The following is a 19,872-nucleotide window of genomic DNA, read 5'->3' as shown; positions in this document are numbered from 1 at the left end:
CCGATGGCCGGGCACGCACACCGCAAGCGCGGCGCAATGCCGCACATCGTGGCCGTCCGGCTGGCCGGTGCGGTGCTGGCCGCCATCCTGGTCGCTGCGATCGGCATCACCTACCTGTCCTACACCGAGGCGTTCAGCCGGACCGACGCCGTCACCGTGCTCTCCCCGCGCGCCGGCCTGGTGATGGAGACCGACGCCAAGGTCAAGTACCGCGGCATCCAGATCGGCAAGGTCAAGGACATTGAGTACGACGGCGAGCAGGCCCGGCTGCGGCTGGCCATCGACTCCGCGCAGCTGGCCCACGTGCCGGCCAACGCCGGGGTGCAGATCGCCGGCAACACCATCTTCGGCGCCAAGTCGGTGGAGTTCATCGCGCCGGACGTCGCCGTCGGCGGCGCCATGGCCCCCGGCACCACGGTGCGCGCGTCGGCGGTGCAACTCGAGGTCAACACCCTGTTCCAGACGCTGAACGACCTGCTACTCAAGCTCGACCCGGTGCAGCTCAACGGCACGGTGACGGCCCTGGCCGAGGGGCTGCGCGGCAACGGGGACAACCTGGGCGCCACCCTGGCCGGCCTGAACTCCTACCTGGGCAAGCTCAACCCGAAGCTGCCGACGCTGGAAGACGACGTGGTCAAGGCCGCGACGCTGACCAACATCTACGGCGACGCCGCACCGGACCTGTCGACGGTGTTCGACAACGTGCCGACCATCAGCGCCACCATCGTCAGCCAGCAGCGCAACCTCAACCGGACGCTGCTGGCGGCCACCGGGCTGGCCAACAACGCCCACGACACCCTCGCCCCGGCGGCAGCCGACTACATCGCGGCCATGCAGCGCTCGCGGGCGCTGACCAAGGTGCTCGGCGACTACTCGCCGGAGGTCGGCTGCATTCTCAAGGGCACCGCGATGGCCGTCGACCGGTTCGCGCCGATCATCGGTGGTATCCGGCCGGGCCTGTTCGTGTCGTCGAGCTTCATCCCGGGTGTGCCCGCGTACACGTACCCGGAGAGCCTGCCCCTGGTCAACGCCTCCGGCGGCCCCAACTGCCGCGGCCTGCCCAACATTCCCAGCAAACAGTTCGGCGGTTCCTGGTGGCGGGCGCCGTTCCTGGTCACCGACAATGCCTACGTGCCGTTCCAACCGAACACCGAAGTGCAGGTCGACGCGCCGTCGACGCTGCAGTTCCTGTTCAACGGTGCGTTCGCGGAACGGGACCGGTACTGATGAACCAGCGCGCAACCCTGATCAAGGTGTCTGTCTTTACCGTCGCCATGCTGCTGGTGGCCGCCGGCCTGGTGGTGGTGTTCGGCGAATTCAAGTTCTCCACCGGCACCACCTACCACGCCAAGTTCGCCAGCGCCTCCCGGCTCAAGTCCGGTCAGGACGTCCGGATCGCCGGCGTGCCGGTAGGCACCGTCAAGAGTGTGAAGCTCGCCGACGACAACAGCGTCGACGTCACCTTCGACGTCGACAAGCGCTACCAGCTCTACACCTCCACCAAGGCCGCCATCCGCTACCAGAACCTGGTCGGCGACCGTTTCCTGCAGATCAGTTCCGGCGCAGGCGATCTGGTGAAGTTGCCGCCCGGCGGCTGGATCAACAACACCGAACCCGCACTGGATCTCGACGCCCTGCTCGGCGGCCTGCGCCCGGTACTCAAGGGTCTCGACGGCGACAAGATCAACGCCATCTCCGGCGCCATGCTGGAACTGCTGCAGGGCCAGGGCGGGGCGCTCTCGGAGATGCTGGCCAACACCGGCTCGTTCACCGGGGAACTGGCCCGCCAGGACCAGCTGATCGGTGACGTGATCACCAACCTCAACACCGTGCTCGGCACCGTCGACGCCCGCAGCGCCCAGTTCGACGCCACCGTCGACCAACTGCAGCAGCTGATCAGCGGACTGGCCACGAGCCGTGACCCGATCGCCGGGGCGATCGCCCCGCTGGCCACCGCCGAAGCCGGCCTGACCACCATGCTGCAAAATGGCCGTCGGCCGCTGCAGGGCGTGCTGGAGAACCTGCGCCCGCTGGCCGGCAAACTCGACGCGCGCAAGGAGGACGTCAACGGCGTCGTCGAGCGGTTGCCGGAGAACTACCTGCGGCTCAACGGGCTCGGTGCCTACGGCTCGTTCTTCAACATCTACTACTGCTCCATCCGGATCAAGATCAACGGCCCGGCCGGCAGCGACATTCTGATCCCGTTCGGTGGTCCGGCCGACCCGTCCAAGGGGAGGTGCGCTCCTGCCCCCGAATGATCGCCGCGAACCCAACCCGCTGCGTACCGGAATTTTCGGCATCACCCTGGTGGTGTGCCTGATCCTGGTCGCCTTCGGGTACACCGGGCTGCCGTTCTGGCCGCAGGGCAAGGTGTATCAGGCGTACTTCGCCGACGCCGCCGGCATCGCGTCCGGCAACGACGTGAACGTGTCCGGAATCAAGGTCGGCTCCGTCGGATCCATCGCGCTGGCCGGCACCGCGGCCCGGGTGAGCTTCACCGTCGACCGCAAGATCCGGGTCGGCGACCAGTCCCTGGCGTCGATCAAGACCAACACCGTCCTGGGCGAGAAGTCCCTGGACATCACCCCGATGGGATCCGGCAGCGCCGACGTCATCCCGCTGGAGCGGACCACCACGCCCTACACCCTCAACACCGCGCTGCAGGACCTCGGCGGCAACGTCGGGGCGCTGGACAAGGCGAAGTTCACCGAGGCGCTGGCGACGCTGACCGACACCATGCGCGACGCCACCCCGTCGCTGCGCGGCGCGCTGGACGGCGTCGCCGGACTCTCGCGCACCCTCAACGCCCGCGACGAGGCGCTCGGTGAGCTGCTCCGGCACGCCCAGTCGGTCACCAAGACGCTGGCCAACCGGGCCGGTCAGGTCAACCAGCTGGTGCTCGACGGCAACCAGCTGTTCGCCGCGCTGGACGCGCGCCGCGCGGCGCTGAGCCAGCTCATCGCCGGCATCGACGACGTGTCGGTGCAGCTGTCCGGGTTCGTCGCGGACAACCAACGCGAGTTCGGGCCCGCCCTGACCAACCTGAACAAGGTGCTGGACAACCTCAACGAGCGGCGCGACTACATCAGCGAGGCCCTCAAGCGGCTGCCGCCGTACGCGACGGCGCTGGGCGAGGTGGTCGGTTCCGGACCGGGCTTCCAGATCAACCTCTACGGCCTGCCGCCGGCCACCATGAGCGAAATGCTGCTCGACGCGTACTTCCAGCCCGGCAAACTGCCGGCCAGCCTGTCGGACTACCTCAAGGGCCTGATCGGGGAACGGCTGATCGTGAGGCCGAAGTCGCCATGACCGCACTGCTACGCACCCGGGGGATGCGCCTGGGCCTGATCGCCGCACTCGTGGTGGTGCTGGTGGCCGGGCTGGTGCTGCTGTGGCCCGGCCGCGGCAGGTACAAGATCACCGGCCTGTTCACCTCCGCCGTCGGGCTCTACCCGGGCGACGAGGTCCGGGTGGTGGGCGTCCCGGTCGGCAGAATCGACTCAATCGAACCGCGCGCCACCGACGTCAAGGTCACCATGTCGATCGACGACGCGGTGAAACTGCCCGCCGACGCCAACGCGCTGATCGTGTCGCCGAACCTGGTGGCGGCCCGGTTCATCCAGCTCGGCCCGGCCTATGACGGCGGCCCGGAGCTGGCCGCCGGCAGCACCCTGGACCTGGGCCGCACCGGGGTCCCGGTGGAATGGGACGAGGTCAAGCGCGAGCTGACGAAGCTGTCCGCCGAACTCGGCCCGGGCGCCGGCGGCGTCGCCGGCCCGCTGACCGGCTTCATCAACCAGGCCGCCGACACCTTCGACGGCAACGGGGACTCGTTCCGCAACGCGCTGACCGAATTGTCCCGCACCGCCGGCCGCCTCGGTGACTCCCGCACCGACCTGTTCGGCACCATCCGCAACCTGCAGGTGCTGGTCAACGCACTGTCGTCCAGCAACGAGCAGTTGGTGCAGTTCACCGGTCACGTCGCCTCGGTGTCCCAGGTGCTCGCCGACAGCTCGACCGGCCTGGACTCCACGCTGGCCACGCTGAATACCGCGCTCACCGATGTGCGGGGTTTCCTCAAGAACAACAACGACGCTCTGATCGGCACCGTCAACAAGCTCACCGACTTCACCACCGTGCTGTCCAACCAGTCCGACGACATCGAGCAGGTGCTGCACGTCACGCCCAACGGCCTGGCCAACTTCTACAACATCTACAACCCCGCGCAGGGCACGGTGGCGGGGTTGCTGTCGCTGCCGAACTTCGCCAACCCGGTGCAGTTCATGTGCGGTGGCACCTACGACGTCGGCGCCACCCCGGACAACTACCGGCGCGCCGAGATCTGCCAGGAGCGGATGGCCCCGGTGCTGCGCCGGATCACCATGAACTTCCCGCCGTTGACCTTCCACCCGATCAACACCATCACCGCCTACAAGGGCCAGATCATCTACGACACCCCGGAGACCGAGGCGAAGGCCCAGACGCCGGTGCCCTACCTGCAGTGGCAGCCCTCTCCCGGCGTCACCCCGCCGGTGATCCCGCCCGGAACCACCCTCGGCGACCTGGTGCTGCCGCCGGCGGAGAATCCCGGCCAGATCTCACCCGGACCGCCCTATGTCGTCGGCTCCGGCCCGGCGCCCGGACCGGCACCGGCGGCACCGGCGGCCGCGGACCCGGCCGCCCCCGCGCAGGGGGGTGGCGGATGAGAACCGCGAAGCTGGTGAAGCGCGCGACGGCGCTGGGCGCGGTCGCGCTGGTGGCCGGCGGCTGCTCGTTCGGCGGCCTGAACTCGCTGGACATGCCCGGCACCAAGGGCCACGGGCCGGGCTCGTTCACCATCACCGTCGAACTGCCCGACGTGGCGACCCTGCCGCAGAACTCGCCGGTGCTCGTCGACGACGTCACCGTGGGCAGCGTCTCGGGCCTGACCGCCCGGCAGCGGCCCGACGGCAGCTTCTACGCCGCCGTCCGGCTGTCCCTGGACAGCAACGTCAATTTGCCGGCCAACGCCACCGCGCAGGTCGCCCAGACCTCGCTGCTGGGCTCCCAGCACGTCGCGCTGTCGGCACCGGCCACCGGCGCCGAGGACCGCCGGCTGCAGCAGGGCGACGTCATCCCGGTCAGCCGGACCGGGCGCTACCCGACCACCGAGGAGGTGCTGTCCTCGCTGGGCATGGTGGTCAGCAAGGGCAACCTCGGCGGGCTGGCCGACATCACCGATGAGGCGTACGCCGCGGTGGCCGGCCGGGCCGGCGGGTTCGCCGAACTGATCCCGCGGCTGAGGGAGCTGACCGCCTCGTTGGCCCGGCACACCGACGACATCATCGCCGCGACCCGGGGCCTGGATCGGTTCTCCGCCACGCTGGCCCGCAACTCCGAGAACCTCGGTCGGGCCATCGAGTCGATGCCCGCCGCACTGAAGGTGCTCAACACCAACCGCGGCGAGATCATCGACGCGTTCACCGCGCTGGGCGCCCTCGGCGTGGTCGCCGCCGACGTGCTGGACAAGACCAAGGACGACTTCGGGGCGAACCTGAAGGACCTGTACCCGGTGGTGAAGGCACTCAACGACAACTCCGAGGAATTCATCAAGGACCTGACGTTCCTGCCCACCTTCCCGTTCCACTACAAGTACCTGCGCCAGGCGGTGCGCGGCGACTACCTCAACGTGTTCGTCACCTTCGACCTGACGCTGCGCCGCCTCGGTGAGACCGTGTTCACCACCTCGGGCCTGGACCCGAACATGCCGCACCTGTCCGAGGTCCTCAATGCCCCCGACTTCGTCATCGGGGCGTCGGCCAACCTGTCCGGGCAGGCCGCCGACCCGTTCAAGATCCCGCCCGGCACGGCGACCGGCCAGGAGGCGGGCCGATGAAACTCGACCGGTTCTCCCGTATCCAGCTGGCGATCTTCGCCGCCGTCACGGTGATCACCGTGACGGCCATCGCGGTGGCCTACCTGCACGTCCCGGCCAAGCTCGGCCTGGGCAGCTACCGGGTCAGCGCCGAGTTCGTCACCGGCGGCGGCATCTACCGCAACGCCAACGTCACCTACCGCGGCGTCACCGTCGGCCGGGTGGAATCGGTCGGCCTGACCGACACCGGCGTGGTCGCCCAGATGCGGCTGAACACCAACACCGCGGTCCCCGGCAACGTCACCGCCACGGTCAAGAGCGTGTCGGCGGTCGGCGAGCAGTACATCGACCTGGTACCGCCGGAGGGGACGCCGCCGTCGGACCTGCGGCTGGCCGACGGCGCGGTGATCGGCACCGACCGCACCGCGGTCGGCCAGGACATCGCCGGCATGCTGCGCGAGGCCGACACCCTGGTGTCCACCATCAACAACTCCCGGCTGCACGAGCTGCTGGCCGAGGCCTTCACCGCGTTCAACGGCACCGGCCCGGAACTGGCCCGGCTGCTGCGGTCGTCGCGGCAACTCGTCGACGCGGCCAATGCCGACGCCGACACCACGATCGCGCTGATCGACCAGGCCGGCCCGCAGATGGACGCCCAGATCCGCAGCGGCGACAGCATCCGCGCGATCGCCGACGGGCTGGCGCGGTTCACCACCGAGCTGCGCGGCGCCGACCCGCAGGTGCGCACCCTGTTGTCCAACGCCCCGTCGGTGGCCGACGCCGCCAACACCGCGTTCACCGGTATCCGGCCGAACTTCCCGATGCTCGCGGCCAACCTGGCGAACCTGGGCCGGATCGGGGTGATCTACCACAAGTCCATCGAGCAGGCCTTCGTGATCTTCCCGGCGCTCATCGCGGCGCTGAACACCGTCGCCGGTGGCGTGCCGGCCGACGAGGGCGGCAAGCTGGACTTCAAGATCGACCTCGGCGACCCGCCGACCTGCAATGTCGGGTTCCTGCCGCCGACGGCGATCCGTAGCCCCGCCGACGAGACGCTGCGCGATCTGCCGACCGACATGTACTGCAAGGCCGCGCAGAACGACCCGACCGTGGTGCGCGGAGCGCGCAACTACCCGTGCATGGAGTTCCCCGGCAAGCGCGCCCCGACCGTGCAACTGTGCCGGGATCCCAAGGGCTTCATCCCGATCGGCGCCAACCCGTGGCGCGGTCCGCCGATCCCGTACGGCTCGACGCCGGTCACCGACGACCGCAATATCCTGCCGCCCAACAAGTTCCCGCTGATCCCGCCCGGCGCGGACTACGACCCGGGGCCGCCGGTCACCCAGCTGCCGCCCGGCGTGCAATCCGGTCCGGGCCCGGCGCCGAATGCGCCGTTCCCGCTGCCGGTTCCGCCCAACGACAACCCGCCGGCGCCCAACGGGCCGTTCATGCCGCCGGCCGACCAGTACGTGCCGCCGTACGCGCAGCAGCCGCAGGCCGCCGGGCCGCAGTACCGCAGCTACGACAACCAGGGCCGGTTCACCGACGCCGACGGCCGCACCGGGATCTTCGCGGCCGGTGTCGAGGGAGCCGCCCCGGCGGAGAACTGGGTCGATCTGATGCTGGGGCCCACCGCGGCATGAGCGAAACCCAGCCACCCGGCGGCAGGCGGCGCCGGGCATCGAGGGCGGCCGGCCCGGCCGGTACCGCGACCACGGTGATCGAGCCGATCGCGGTCGCCGACGAACCCGCGACCTCGGCCGTCACCGTCTCTTCCGGCACGGGCCGACGCCCGGCCAACCGGGCGCGGGTGCTGGCCCTGGCCGCGGTGCTCGCCGTCGCGCTGGCCGGTGCGCTGACCGCGGCGGTGGCATTGCTGACGGCCAACCAGCGCGACGTCGACCGGGTCGCAGCCCGCCAGCAGCGGTTCGTCGACGGCGCCACTCAGGTGGTGGTCAACATGTTCAGCTACACCCCCGACAGCATCGACGCCAGCGTCAACCGGTTCGTCACCTCGACCAGCGGGCCGCTGCGCGCCCAGCTGGACCAGGCCAACAACGTGGACAACCTCAAGGCGCTGTTCCGCGACACCAATGCCACCTCGGAGGTGGTGATCAAGGGCGCGGCGCTCGAAGACATCGACGAGGCGACCGACAACGCCTCGGTGCTGGTGGCCGCCCGGGTCACGGTGACCGACATCGACGGGGTCAACAAACCGTCGCAGGCCTACCGGCTGCGGGTGATCGTGCACGAGGACGCCGACGGCGTGATGACCGGCTACGACCTCAAATATCCCGACGGGGGCAACTGATGGGCCGCGCGAGGTCGGTGGCCGCCACCGCCGGTGTGTTGGTGGTGGCCGTCGCACTGGTGGTGCTGGCCGGCTTCGCCGGCGCCGGCTACTACAACCTGAGCACCGCCGAGGCGGCGCAGCTGAGCAGGACGCAGTTGCGGCAGTTGGCCTTTGACGCCGTGCCCAAGGTGTTCGGGTTCGACTACCAGACCGTCGAGGCGTCGATGACCGAGGCCGAGGGGCTGCTCACCCCGGCGTACCGCACCGAGTTCGCCGAGCGCGCCAAGACCGACATCATCCCGGCGGCCCGGGAACGACGGCTGGTCACCCAGGTGACCGTCACCGGCGCGGGAGTCCTTGACGCACACCGGGACACCGGTTCGGTGCTGGTGTTCATGAACCGCACCGTCACCGACAAGTCGAAGAAGTCCCAGTACGACGGCAGCCGGTTGCGCGTCGACTTCACCCGCGTCGACGGCCACTGGCTGATCAACTACATCGTGCCGGTCTGATCCGGCGTACCGGTCCGGGTGCTGGCCAGGCAGTCCAGGAAGGACCGCGCCCACAGGTCGACGTCGTGGGTGAGCACCTGGCGGCGCAGCGCCCGCATCCGTAGCCGGCCCTCGGCCGGCGACTGGTTCAGGGCGGCGCAGATCGCGTCCTTCACCCCCACCAGATCGTGCGGGTTCACGAGATAGGCCTGATGCAATTCGGCTGCCGCACCGGTGAATTCGGACAGCACCAGGGCGCCGCCGAGATCGCTGCGGCAGGCCACGTACTCCTTGGCCACCAAGTTCATCCCGTCGCGCAACGCGGTCACCAACATCACGTCGGCGGCGACGAAGAAGGTGATCAGCTCGTCGCGGGGCACCGGACGGTGCAGATAGGAGATGACCGGGTGGGCCACCCGGCCGAACTCGCCGTTGGTGGCGCCGACCTGACGTTCGATCTCCTCGCGCAGCAGCCGATAGGAGTCGACCCGCTCCCGGCTGGGGGTGGCCAGCTGGATCAGCACGGTGTCGTCCGGGTCGACCCGGTGATCGGCCAAAAGCTCGGTGAACGCCTGCAGCCGCACATCGATGCCCTTGGTGTAGTCCAGCCGATCCACTCCGAGCAGGATCTTGGACGGATTGCCCAGTTCGGCGCGCAGCGCCCGGGCCCGGGTCCGGATGTCGCGGCGCCGGGCCGCCGCGTCGAGTTCGGCGGCGTCGATGGAAATCGGGAAGGCGCCGACCCGCACGGTCCGCGTCCAGTAGTCGATCTCCCCGTACCGCCCGCGCACGCCGACCGCCCCGCGCGAGGTCGGCACACCGAGCAGTCGTCGGGCCAACTGCATGAAGTTCTGCGCCCCGCCGGGCAGGTGGAAGCCGACCAGGTCCGCGCCGAGCAGGCCCTCGATGATCTCGGTGCGCCACGGCAGTTGCATGAACAGCTCGACCGGCGGGAACGGGATGTGCATGAAGAAGCCGATCCGCAGATCGGGCCGCAACTCCCGCAGCAGCCGCGGCACCAGCTGCAACTGGTAGTCCTGCACCCAGACGGTGGCGCCGTAGCCGGCGATCCGCGCGGCGGCCTCGGCGAAGCGGTGATTCACCCGGACGTAGCGATCCCACCAGTGCCGGTGGTACTCGGGTTTGACGACGACGTCGTGATACAGCGGCCACAGGGTGGCGTTGGAGAAACCCTCGTAATAGTCGGCGACGTCGCCGTCGTCCAGACGCACCGGCACCATCTCGATGCCGTCGAGGTTGACCGATTCGTCAATTTTCGCGGTGTCGGTCGCGGCGACACCGGGCCAGCCGATCCAGGCGCCGCTGCGTTTGCGCAGCAGCGGTTCCAGCGCGGTGACCAGCCCACCCGGGCTGCGGGTCCAGCCGGTGGACCCGTCGTCGGCGACGACCTGGTCGACCGGCAGCCGGTTGGCGACCACCACGAACTCAGCGGTCGCTCCCGACACGGTCAGACCTCGGTTTTGGCCGGGCCGATTCCGAGCATGGACAGGAAGACCCGGCACTCGTCGGCGTCGGTCGCGTACGCGGCGACGACCCGTCGGGCCTGGCTGGCGGTGTTGTCGGCGACCGGCTCGACGTGGTCGAGGTCGGCGGGCGAAGTATTGGCGGCCATTTGTCCAGGATAGGCGATCACCGCGACCGGCACGGCTTCACGACCCCGGCATTGACACATTGCCGGTAAGACGTAATGTTTGCGGGCATGGCAGCCGAGTTCGTCGAATACGAAACGCTGGATTCCGGGCGCATCGCCCGCATCTGGCTCAACCGCCCCGAGGCGCACAACGCCCAGAACCGCACCCTGCTGGTGCAGCTGGACGAGGCGTTCAAACGCGCCGAGTTCGACGACACCGTCCGGGTGATCATCCTGGCCGCCCGCGGCAAGAACTTCTCCGCCGGGCACGACCTCGGTTCGGAGGCCGCGCTGGCCGAGCGGACCCCGGGCCCCGGCCTGCACCCCAGCTTCACCGGCAACGGCGCCACCCGCGACGGCATGGCCGAGAAGCTGATGATCCAGGAGTGGCACTACTACTACGACAACACCATGCGCTGGCGCAACCTGCGCAAGATCACCATCGCGCAGGTGCAGGGCAACGCCATCGCCGCCGCGCTGATGCTGATCTGGGCCTGCGACCTGATCGTGGCCGCCGACGACGCCCGGTTCTCCGACGTGGTCGCGGTGCGCCTGGGCATGCCGGGTGTGGAGTATTTCGCCCACCCGTGGGAGTTCGGGCCGCGCAAGGCCAAGGAACTGCTGCTCACCGGCGACGCCCTGGACGCCGATGAGGCCTACCGGCTGGGCATGGTCTCCAAGGTGTTCCCCGCCGACGAGCTGACCGAGAAGACCCTGGAGTTCGCCCAGCGCATCGCCGACCGCCCGACGGTGGCCGCGCTGCTGGTCAAGGATTCGGTCAACGCCGCCACCGACGCGATGGGCTTCTCCGAGGCGATGCGGCACTCCTTCCACATCCACGAACTCGGCCACGCGCACTGGGCCGCCCTCAACGAGAACGGCTTCCCGGTGGCGCTGCCGCCGGAGGTCGAGGACTGGCGGACGGCCCGGCCGACCGAGGTGGCCCGCCGCGATACGCCCTAGTTGACGCAGGGGATCCCGTCGCCGTTGATCGGCATACCGGTCGGCGGCGGGGCCTCGTCGCTGCTGGTGCTGGTGCTCAGCGGGGTGACCTCCACCCTTTCGGTCGCGGTGTCGGTGTCGGCGGCCCCGCTCGGGCTGTAGTCCGGACCCAGGATGATCTCGATGTGCCCAGTTGCCAGCGAGGACTCCAGCATGGGTTCGGCGGTGATTCCCAGCAGAGCGGCGGCGCTGCGGGCATCGGACTCCGCACCGCTGCCGTAGCGCACCGACGTCACCGTCGGATCCCCGGGCTGCGGGTCGCGCGCCTGGTCGGTGTGGAAGCCGCGCGCGGCCAGCTTGGCCGAGGCGGAGGCGGCCAGCCCGGAGATCCCGGCGGCGTTCACCACGTCGACGACGGTGTCGGCCGACGGCTTGGCGGTGGTCGTCGTGGTGGTGGCGTCCTTGGTACCGAAGGCCTTGGCCACCTCGGCGCGGATGGCGGCCGGGTCGATGATGTTGACGTCCTGGCCGTTGATGTTGTCGTACCGCACCACCGGCAGGGTGCGGAATTCGACGTCGCCGCCGGCCAGCGCCTGCATCCGGCGGAACTGCTTTTCATCCCAGCCCGCCGACAGGACCACGTCCTTGTGCGCGACCTCGATCAGCGCGTTGAGCTTGGACAGGTCGGTGAACGTGCCGGTGGCGTCGAGCTGGTGCATCACCGAGATCAGGAACGCCTGTTGGCGCCGGGTGCGGTCCAGGTCGCCGTTGTCCAGGCCGTGCCGCTGCCGGACGAAGGCCAGGGACTGCGCGGCGTCCAGCGTCTGGCGCCCGGCCGGGAAGTCGGCGCCGGAGTACTCGTCGTACACCGCGTGGTTGAGGCACACCTGGACGCCGCCGAGGCTCTGCGCCAGATCGTAGAAGCCGGCCAGGTTGACCTCGGCGAACGAGTCGATCGGCACTCCGGTCAGATCCCGGACCGCCTTGATGGTGGCCCGCCGGCCGGCCTCGCGGCCACGGGTCTCCAGTTCCTGCTGATCGGTGACCCCGGCGTCGACCAGCTTCTGGGCCACGTCGGCCTTGGTCAGCCCGTAGGCCTCCTTGATCTTGATGTGGCTGTAGCCGGGCACCCCGGTGAACTTGACGTAGTCGTCGCGCGGGATGGAGAAGGCGACGATCTTCTCCTTGCCGTCGGGCTTGGGTTCGACGTGCATCAGGATCAGCGTGTTGGTGTTGTAGCCGCCGTCGTCGGAGTCCCCGGCGTGCAGTTTGTCCAGGATCTCCTGCGGCAGCTCGTTGCCATGCTGGTCCTTGCGGGAGTCCAGGCCGATCAGCAGGATGTTCTGCGCCCCGTCGGTCGAGCGCGGCGCGCCGGGTTCCAGCGCATGCGAGAAGGTGATGCCGCCGATGGCCTTGTGCACCGACGCCCAGCCGAATGCCGTCGACGCCAAAGCCAGGATGGAGACCAGCGCGGCGACGCAGCGTCCGAGCATCCGCGAGACACGCGCGGACTCGCGCGGCATGCGGTGACGGCTGGACGACATCGCGCCAGTATCCGGGGTCTACCTGAGTAAATCTTATGAGCCCTAGTGCAGGTCGGCGGGGTTGTCGGCGGCCGCGCGGGGCACCACCAGCACCGGGACCGGGGAGTGCCGCACGATCTTGGTGGCCCGCGAACCGAGGAACACCCGTTCGATCGGGCCGGCCTCGCTGGACCCGACGACGAGCAGCTCACCGGCCTCCCAGTCGACGGTGCCGAACGCCTCGGCCCACTGTTCGCCGCGGGCGATGACGATCTGCGGGGGCTCGTCCGGGTGATCACCGAGCGCCCGGTGGGCGGCGACGTAGATGTTCTCGGTCCATTCGGCGAGCACCTGGCCGCTCTCGGTGTTGAACCGGGCGACCTCCGGCGGGGACAGGTGCACCGCGAACGACACCAGGCGCAGCGGACACCCGTAGCGGGAGGCCAGGGCGCGGGCGAAGGCCAGCAGCACCAGGTTCTGCGCGCCCCCGGTGAACGCGCACGTCACCCGGGTGATGCCGGCGATATCCGCCGGATAGCCGCGGGTGGCGACGGCCACCGGGACTTGCGCGCTGTGCAGCAGACGGTCGGCCACACTGGACAGCGCCACCTCGCCGGGCCGCCCGTCGTCGGAGGAACCGACCACGATGGCGTCGGCACCCACGGCGGCGGCCGCGTCCATCAGCCCGGCCGGGACCGAGCGGGCCGCCGCCGAGACGTAGCGGGCGCTGATATCGGCGGGGACGTGCGCGCGGGCCGCGGCGTGGGCATCGGAGACCAACTCGTCGATGTAGGCGCGGTAACCCTGGTCGGCTCGGGACATGCCGGGCATCCAGGGCGCCGGGGTGATGACGGCGACGACGAGATCCTCGCCGGTGCTGCGGGCGAGGGTGACCGCGAGATGCATGACGTCGTCGGCCCGCAGCTTGACCGGATAGCCGACCAGCAGCGTCATGACGGGCCGCCCTGCTCGAGCAGATCCTCCATATCGGGGGCGTGCCGGTTGAGCTTCGAGTGCCCGCGGGCGTAGACGACGTACCAGAGCAGCGCCAGCGCCATCCACGCCGCGAATACCAGCAGGGTCGTCGTCTGCAGCTTGTAGATGATCACCCCCGCCCCGGCGATCGAGAGAATCGGGGTGATCGGGTACAGCGGCACCTTGAAGGTGCGGGGCAGCTCGGGGGCGCGGCGGCGCAGCAGGATGACGCCGATGCTGACGACGATGAACGCGGTCAGCGTGCCGATGCTGGTCATCTCCGACAGCTTGTCCAGCGGGATGAAGCCGGCCAGCACCGCGATGACGACGGCGACGATGACGGTGTTGTGCACCGGCGCCAGGGTGCGCGGGTTCACCTTGTGGAACACCGGCGAGATCATCCCGTCGCGGGACATGGCGAACAGGATGCGGGTCTGGCCGTAGATGGTCACCAGGGTGACGCTGAAGATGGAGATGATGGCACCGACGGCCAGGGCGGTGCCCGGCCACGGCGCGTGCACGACGTCCTCCAGGATCTTCGCCAGCCCGGCCTTCTGGCCCTCGAACTGGCTCGCCGGCTGCGCGCCGACGGCCACCAGCGCCACCGCCACGTACATGCCGGTGACCACCAGCAGCGAGATCATCAGGGCCAGCGGCAGGTTCCGGTGCGGGTTCTTGGCCTCCTCACCGGCGGCGGCCACCCCGTCGAGGCCGACGAAGGAAAAGAAGATCAGGCCGGCGGCCACGGTGACGCCGCCCACGCCGTCGGGCATGAACGGGTGCAGGTTGCCGGACTGGAAGCCCTGGGCGCCGATGATCACGAAGGCCGTCAGCACCAGCAGCTTGATCGCCACCATGATGGTGTTGACCTTGGCCGATTCACTGACGCCGCGGATCAGCAGCGCCGCGCACATGAACACCAGCAGGATCGCCGGCACGTTGCAGACACCGCCCTCCGACGGAGCGCCAGACAGCGCCACGGGCAGTTGGTGGCCGAACACGTTGCCCAGGAACTGGTTGATGTATTCCGACCAGCCGACCGCCGTCGCCGCCCCGGCCACCCCCCACTCCAACAGCAGACAGGCGCCGACGACGACGGCGGCCGCCTCACCGAGGGTGGTGTAGGCGTAGGAGTACGACGAGCCGGCCACCGGCACCGCGCCGGCCAGTTCCGCGTAACACATGGCGGTCAGCCCGGCGACCACGGCGGCCAGCAGGAACGACACGATCACCGCCGGCCCGGCCGGCGGCACCGCCTCGCGCAGGATGAAGAAGATGCCGGTACCGATGGTGCTGCCGACACCGATGGCGACCAGCCCGAACAGTCCGATCGATCGCTTGAGCTGGCCGTCGCCGCCGTCGGAGCCGGTCTCGGCGGCGATCACCGAGACCGGCTTGCGGCGCAGCGCGTGTTGCACGATCGATGCCACCGGACCTCCTCTCCAGGATGTCGCCCGGGTTGCGGGCGCGTGCGCCGAATCTAAACGGAAAGTGCGGCCCGATCCGGCGGAACGCGGTTACTGCCCGTCGTCGACCGGTCCGGGCCCACCCAGGCCGGCGGAGATGCCCGGGCCGGCGTCGGTGGCTCCGGGACCGCCGTCGGGCGCCCCGCCGCCTGGGCCGGCCGAGATGCCGGGATTCTCGCCGCGGGGGAACGCGCCGAGGGCCGACCCCGGGGTGCCGGGCCAGATCGTGGTGGCGGCGGTGTTGGGCGCGGCGGGGGCGCTGGCGCCCGGCGCGGCGACGGCGGGTTTGCCGCTGGGGTCCTCGATCGCCGTTCCCGGCAGCCCGGGACCGGGGGAGGGCGTAGTGGGCTGGCTGGACTCCAGGTCGGTGACCTTCTTCGGCGGCGCGCCGCCGGGATCCTCCGGCGCTACGACCGCCTTGTGGTCGGCGCCGATCACCGGCCCGGGGGTATTGCTCTGCTGCGCCGGCGCCTCTCCGGCATTGATATGCAGGCGGGTGTTCGCCGAGGTGCCCAGGAAGTTCGACTTCCACGGCCCTGGGCCCAGCGCGCTGCCGGGCATGCCGGTCGCCTGCGAGGCCGGGTCGCCGGTGGCGCCCGCCCGGATGCCGCGGGCGTCGAACAGTGCCGGCGGGCCGACCGGGATGACGTTGTAGTTGTACATATAGCTGCCCGGTGCGAGTCCCGGTGCGACGGGGATCAGCGGTGGCGTCGGTAGACCCGGGGACGCGGTGGCCTGGCCGCAGGCCCCGGCTAGGCCGGCCAGCACGGCGATCCCGGCGTGCACGGCGGCGGAGATATTGCGCATGAGGGTCCTCAGATCTTGGCCGGGTCGCCGTAGATGGCGTATTCGGTGTGGGCGACGGCGGTAGAGATCCGCAGGTAGGCGTACGACCGGATGGTGACGTCACCGCCGCAGGCGTCGGCCTTGATGTGGATGTTGTCGATGTCGAGCATCGCCTCGCCCCCGTCACTGAGCGCCATATTGGCCAGCGGCAGGTCGACGATCACCCCCGGCTGCACGACGGTCTGCACGAAGCCGGCAGCCCCGGCGCCGAGTCCGACACTGGCACCCACCGGCACCCCACCGCCGACACCGACCGATCCCAGCGGCGCTATGCCGGCGGTGCCACCGAACTGCAGGCCGGTGGACACGTCGGACTGGCAACCCAACTGGTAGCCGAGGATGAAGATGCTGTCGGTGATCGGACTGGCGCCGCCGCTGACCGTCGCGGTGCCCGAGGCGGTCACAAAGCCCTCCCGCGAGTTGGAGGCTTCAGCCAGGTTCGGCACTGAGTTGATCGTCTCGTTGTCGATCCGGATCTGCATGTGCCAGCCGTCGCGGCTCACCTTGTCGTAGATCTGGGCGGCCATCGGCACCGGATCGGCATTCGCGGGTGGCGGGGGTGCGGCGGGGACGGCCGCGATGCCGGCGGTCATGGCGAGCGCGATGGCCGGGCCGGCCGTGGCGCGGGTGAGCAGTGGGGTCATGCGGATATTTATCCGGGCTCGGTGTTACCGAATTGTTATCGCCACGTGCCGGTTACCTGGGAGTTGATGACGCCTGGCTGGCAATCACTTGTGAAAAGGCTGCTCAGCCGTCGGCCAGCAGTGCCAGCAGCAGCTCGGCGCGCACCCGCGCCGACCCCAGGTCTACCCCGAGCAGTTCCTCGATCCGGGCCAGCCGGGCGCGCAGCGTGTGGCGATGCACCCCGGCGGCGGTGGCGGCGGCCTCCCAGTGGCCGTGGTGCTCCAGGAAGGCGCGCAGGGAGGTCACCAGTGCGGGGTCGGCGTCGTGCAGCGGAGCGATCAGGGTGCCGGCCAGCTGCCCCAGCGCCGCCCGGGTCGCCGGGTCCTCCAGCAGGGTGCGCCCCGCCATCCGCGCCGCGTCGAGCACCTCGCCGCCGGGCGGCGCCGCAGCGGCACTGCGGCGGGCCTCGGCCACCGCGCCGGCCAGCTGTGCCACCGGCGCGGGAGTGCTGAGCCCGGCGCGGGTGTGCCGGCGCAGCCCGGAGGGCAGCCCGTCGAGCAGCCGGGCGGCGAACCCGGTGCCGTCGCCGCCGCGCAGCACCACCGTGGCCTGCGTGGCCTCGGTGTGCACGAAGACCGGACGACCCGCGGCCTGCAGCGCCTGGTGCAGGGGTTCGGCCAGCGCGGCCGAGGTGTCGGCGCACAGCACCAACGCCCGGATGCCGGTGTTGTCGGCTGCCTCGGCCACCAGCTGCTGCGCCGGGCCCAGGTCGGCGTCGGCGGCCAGCAGCACGCCCAGCGCCGCGGCGTTAAGCCGGTGTTGGGCGGTGCGCAGCCGCAGTGGTTTCTCGAAGTCCAGCGCCAGCAGCGAGTTGGCGTGCCCGATCAGGATGTGGTCGGTGGGCTGCGGCGGGTGCTCGAACACCACGGCCAGCCAGCCGTGACCGGTGTGGCCGACCCGGATCGGCTGGGTGACGATCGCCCCCGGCCCGACGGACTCGACGGCCGAGGAACCGGGGTTGCGCCGGATCTGGTCGAAGACGAGCGCCTGCACCGCCGGGTCGAGGATGGGTGGGTTGATCCGCCCGTGCCGGTCGGCCAGCACGGCGATCCCCGCGCAGCCGGACGCCAGCGCCCGCAGCGTCGCGTCGGGGCCACCGGACACCGCGGCGCGGGTCATCCGTTGCTGCACGTTGCGGGCATGGGTGGACGACTGGGACTGCTGGCGGGCCGATTCGTTGACGACGGCCTGGACCAGGGCCACGAACGGGGTGGGCAGGGGGACGTCGAACAGTGCCAGTCCCCGCTCGTCGGCAGCGTCGATCAGCGCCCGCGGCGTCGCCGGCATCCGTACCCCCACCCCGAAGCCGAGGGCGGCGACCCCCGCGTCGGCCAGCCGGTACAGGTAGGCGCGGCGGCCGTCGTCGTCCTCGGGCAGACCGATGCCGGTGGTCAGCACCAGTTCGCCGCCGGAGAGCCACGGTGTCGGGTCGGTCAGCTCGGTGGTGGTGACCACGCCGATCGGCGCCGATACTCCGGCGTGCCCGGCCCGCAGGTCCAGGCCCAGCGCGCGCCGACCGAGCAGCCAGCGCACCGGGACCGTCATAGCCACTCCAATCCGGCGTATCAGAACGCACCTGACGGGACATTTTGGCAGATGCGGTGCGCTGTGAGGTGGCGCACATTAGAACGAACTCGGAGCGCAACCGATCGAGAGGCCGATACCGCAGATGACCAGCAGATTGCAGAACTTCATCGACGGCGCGTTCGTCGACTCGGCAGCCACCGAGGACATCCAGATCGTCAACCCCGCCGACGAGAAGGTGGTCGCGGTGTCCCCGGTGTCCACCGCCGCGGAGATCACCGCCGCCGTCGACGCCGCCGAACGCGCCTTCGGGGCCTGGGCCGCCACCACCCCGAGCAAACGCCAGGCGGCGCTGCTGCGGCTGGCCGACGCCATCGAGGCCAACGCCGATGCCATCGTCGCGGCCCAGGTCCGCAACACCGGCCAGCTCACCGCGATGGTCAAATCCGAGGAGGTGCTGGTCTGCGCCGACCAGGTGCGGTTCTTCGCCGGCGCCGCCCGGATGCTGGAGGGCCGCGCGGCCGGCGAATACCTGGAGGGCTTCACCTCCTATGTGCGACGGGAGCCGATCGGCATCGTCGGCCAGGTCACCCCGTGGAACTACCCGTTCATGATGGCGATCTGGAAGATCGCCCCGGCACTGGCCGCCGGCAACACCGTCGTGCTCAAACCGTCGGACACCACCCCCGAATCCACCCTGGAACTGGCGCGCATCACCGCCGGCATCCTGCCCGACGGCGTGTTCAACGTGGTGCTCGGCAACGCGGCCACCGGCTCGGCGCTGATCGGCGACCCGAGGCTGGGCCTGGTCGCCATCACCGGCTCGGTCCGCGCCGGCATCGCGGTGGCCACCTCCGCGGCCGTCGACGTCAAACGCGCCCACCTCGAACTCGGCGGCAAGGCCCCGGCCGTGGTGTTCGCCGACGCCGACATCGCCCGGGCCGCCGAGGGCATCGCGCAGGCCGCGTTCTTCAACGCCGGCCAGGACTGCACCGCCGCCACCCGCGCCATCGTCGCCGAATCCGTGCACGACGAGTTCGTCGCGGCACTGGTCGAACAGGCCGGAAAACTACGACCCGGCGCCCCCGACGATCCCGACGCCTTCTACGGCTCGCTGAACAACGCCGCGCACTTCGGCCGGGTCCGCGACAAGATCGCCGCGCTGCCGGCGCATGCGACCGTCGTCACCGGCGGCAACCGGGTCGGCGATCGCGGGTATTACTTCGAGCCGACCGTCATCACCGGGGTGCGCCAGGACGATCCGATCGTCCAGGAGGAGACCTTCGGCCCGATCCTGACCGTGCAGTCGTTCGACACCGAGGAGCAGGCCGTCGCACTGGCGAACGGCGTGAACTACGGGCTGGCCGCCAGCGTCTGGACCACCGACCACGCCACCGCCAACCGGATGAGCATCCGCGTCGACGCCGGCGCGGTGTGGATCAACTGCCACATCCCGCTGGTCGCCGAGATGCCGCACGGCGGGTTCAAGCACTCCGGGTACGGCAAGGACCTGTCGGCCTACGGGCTGGAGGACTACACCCGCATCAAGCACGTGATGAGCAGCAACGACTGAGCCCCGAATCGTCTTCGCCCAGACCTCGGCACAGAAAGGCCGCCGCACCG

At 70.2% G+C, this 19,872-nt stretch carries 18 protein-coding genes; 10 read left to right on the top strand and 8 right to left on the bottom strand.

Annotated features, from left to right (window positions below; genetic code table 11):
- Window positions 1-3: 3 nt before the first annotated feature.
- Genes G6N16_RS21320 through G6N16_RS21285 form a run of 8 tightly spaced genes read left to right on the top strand, consistent with a single transcriptional unit; the run spans window position 4 to window position 8,659 of the window.
- A complete protein-coding gene (locus G6N16_RS21320) occupies window positions 4-1,227 on the top strand; it encodes an MCE family protein (protein ID WP_083032069.1) in 1,224 nt (407 codons plus the stop codon).
- On the top strand, window positions 1,227-2,258 hold the full coding sequence (locus tag G6N16_RS21315) for an MCE family protein (RefSeq protein WP_083032071.1): 1,032 nt from the start codon (window positions 1,227-1,229) through the stop codon (window positions 2,256-2,258). Before G6N16_RS21320 ends, G6N16_RS21315 begins: the two co-directional genes overlap by 1 nt.
- Complete coding sequence (locus G6N16_RS21310; protein ID WP_234805925.1) at window positions 2,245-3,309, top strand: MCE family protein; 1,065 nt, start codon at window positions 2,245-2,247, stop codon at window positions 3,307-3,309. Before G6N16_RS21315 ends, G6N16_RS21310 begins: the two co-directional genes overlap by 14 nt.
- Window positions 3,306-4,706 carry an MCE family protein gene (locus tag G6N16_RS21305; protein WP_083032072.1) on the top strand — a complete coding sequence of 467 codons (1,401 nt, stop codon included), beginning with the start codon at window positions 3,306-3,308 and terminating at the stop codon, window positions 4,704-4,706. Before G6N16_RS21310 ends, G6N16_RS21305 begins: the two co-directional genes overlap by 4 nt.
- Window positions 4,703-5,875, top strand: coding sequence for an MCE family protein (locus tag G6N16_RS21300; protein WP_110810901.1), 1,173 nt, complete (start codon window positions 4,703-4,705; stop codon window positions 5,873-5,875). Before G6N16_RS21305 ends, G6N16_RS21300 begins: the two co-directional genes overlap by 4 nt.
- On the top strand, window positions 5,872-7,497 hold the full coding sequence (locus tag G6N16_RS21295; protein WP_083032074.1) for an MCE family protein: 1,626 nt from the start codon (window positions 5,872-5,874) through the stop codon (window positions 7,495-7,497). Before G6N16_RS21300 ends, G6N16_RS21295 begins: the two co-directional genes overlap by 4 nt.
- Window positions 7,494-8,165, top strand: a complete 672-nt coding sequence (locus G6N16_RS21290) for an Rv1363c family protein (RefSeq protein ID WP_083032075.1) — start codon at window positions 7,494-7,496, stop codon at window positions 8,163-8,165. The genes G6N16_RS21295 and G6N16_RS21290 overlap by 4 nt, the downstream gene beginning before the upstream one ends.
- Complete coding sequence (locus tag G6N16_RS21285; protein WP_083032077.1) at window positions 8,165-8,659, top strand: mammalian cell entry protein; 495 nt, start codon at window positions 8,165-8,167, stop codon at window positions 8,657-8,659. The genes G6N16_RS21290 and G6N16_RS21285 overlap by 1 nt, the downstream gene beginning before the upstream one ends.
- Here G6N16_RS21285 and G6N16_RS21280 read toward each other — a convergent pair.
- Both G6N16_RS21280 and G6N16_RS21570 read right to left on the bottom strand, forming a co-directional pair.
- Window positions 8,641-10,110, bottom strand: coding sequence for an alpha,alpha-trehalose-phosphate synthase (UDP-forming) (locus G6N16_RS21280; protein WP_110810904.1), 1,470 nt, complete (start codon window positions 10,108-10,110; stop codon window positions 8,641-8,643). The two genes, G6N16_RS21285 and G6N16_RS21280, sit on opposite strands and share 19 nt — an antisense overlap.
- Window positions 10,107-10,271, bottom strand: a complete 165-nt coding sequence (locus G6N16_RS21570; protein WP_110810905.1) for a hypothetical protein — start codon at window positions 10,269-10,271, stop codon at window positions 10,107-10,109. Before G6N16_RS21570 ends, G6N16_RS21280 begins: the two co-directional genes overlap by 4 nt.
- Window positions 10,272-10,346: 75 nt before the next feature.
- On the opposite strand from G6N16_RS21570, the gene G6N16_RS21275 reads away from it, so the two are divergent.
- Entirely contained in the window at window positions 10,347-11,252 is a 906-nt protein-coding gene (locus tag G6N16_RS21275; protein ID WP_083032081.1) for an enoyl-CoA hydratase, read from the top strand.
- Here the strand turns inward: G6N16_RS21275 and G6N16_RS21270 are convergent.
- From G6N16_RS21270 to G6N16_RS21245, 6 genes are all read right to left on the bottom strand, one after another.
- Complete coding sequence (locus G6N16_RS21270) at window positions 11,249-12,775, bottom strand: LCP family protein (protein WP_083032083.1); 1,527 nt, start codon at window positions 12,773-12,775, stop codon at window positions 11,249-11,251. The genes G6N16_RS21275 and G6N16_RS21270 overlap by 4 nt on opposite strands.
- 42 nt (window positions 12,776-12,817) lie before the next feature.
- Window positions 12,818-13,708, bottom strand: coding sequence for a universal stress protein (locus G6N16_RS21265; RefSeq protein ID WP_083032084.1), 891 nt, complete (start codon window positions 13,706-13,708; stop codon window positions 12,818-12,820).
- Window positions 13,705-15,159, bottom strand: a complete 1,455-nt coding sequence (locus tag G6N16_RS21260; RefSeq protein WP_083032086.1) for an amino acid permease — start codon at window positions 15,157-15,159, stop codon at window positions 13,705-13,707. Before G6N16_RS21260 ends, G6N16_RS21265 begins: the two co-directional genes overlap by 4 nt.
- An 87-nt stretch (window positions 15,160-15,246) precedes the next feature.
- Window positions 15,247-16,002 (bottom strand): hypothetical protein, encoded by a 756-nt coding sequence (locus tag G6N16_RS21255; RefSeq protein ID WP_083032087.1) that lies wholly within the window; start codon window positions 16,000-16,002, stop codon window positions 15,247-15,249.
- Window positions 16,003-16,010: 8 nt separating this feature from the next.
- The gene (locus G6N16_RS21250) at window positions 16,011-16,634 is read right to left on the bottom strand and encodes an MspA family porin (RefSeq protein ID WP_234805926.1); all 624 of its coding nucleotides are present in this window, start codon (window positions 16,632-16,634) and stop codon (window positions 16,011-16,013) included.
- Window positions 16,635-16,788: 154 nt separating this feature from the next.
- Complete coding sequence (locus tag G6N16_RS21245; protein ID WP_234805923.1) at window positions 16,789-18,270, bottom strand: PucR family transcriptional regulator; 1,482 nt, start codon at window positions 18,268-18,270, stop codon at window positions 16,789-16,791.
- A 124-nt stretch (window positions 18,271-18,394) separates the two neighbouring features.
- Here G6N16_RS21245 and G6N16_RS21240 point away from each other — a divergent pair, with 124 nt between their 5' ends.
- Complete coding sequence (locus G6N16_RS21240) at window positions 18,395-19,822, top strand: gamma-aminobutyraldehyde dehydrogenase (RefSeq protein WP_083032089.1); 1,428 nt, start codon at window positions 18,395-18,397, stop codon at window positions 19,820-19,822.
- The last annotated feature ends 50 nt before the right edge of the window (window positions 19,823-19,872 follow it).

Source organism: Mycolicibacterium insubricum (assembly GCF_010731615.1).
GTDB lineage: Bacteria > Actinomycetota > Actinomycetes > Mycobacteriales > Mycobacteriaceae > Mycobacterium > Mycobacterium insubricum.
This window is presented reverse-complemented; position numbering and strand designations above follow the sequence as displayed.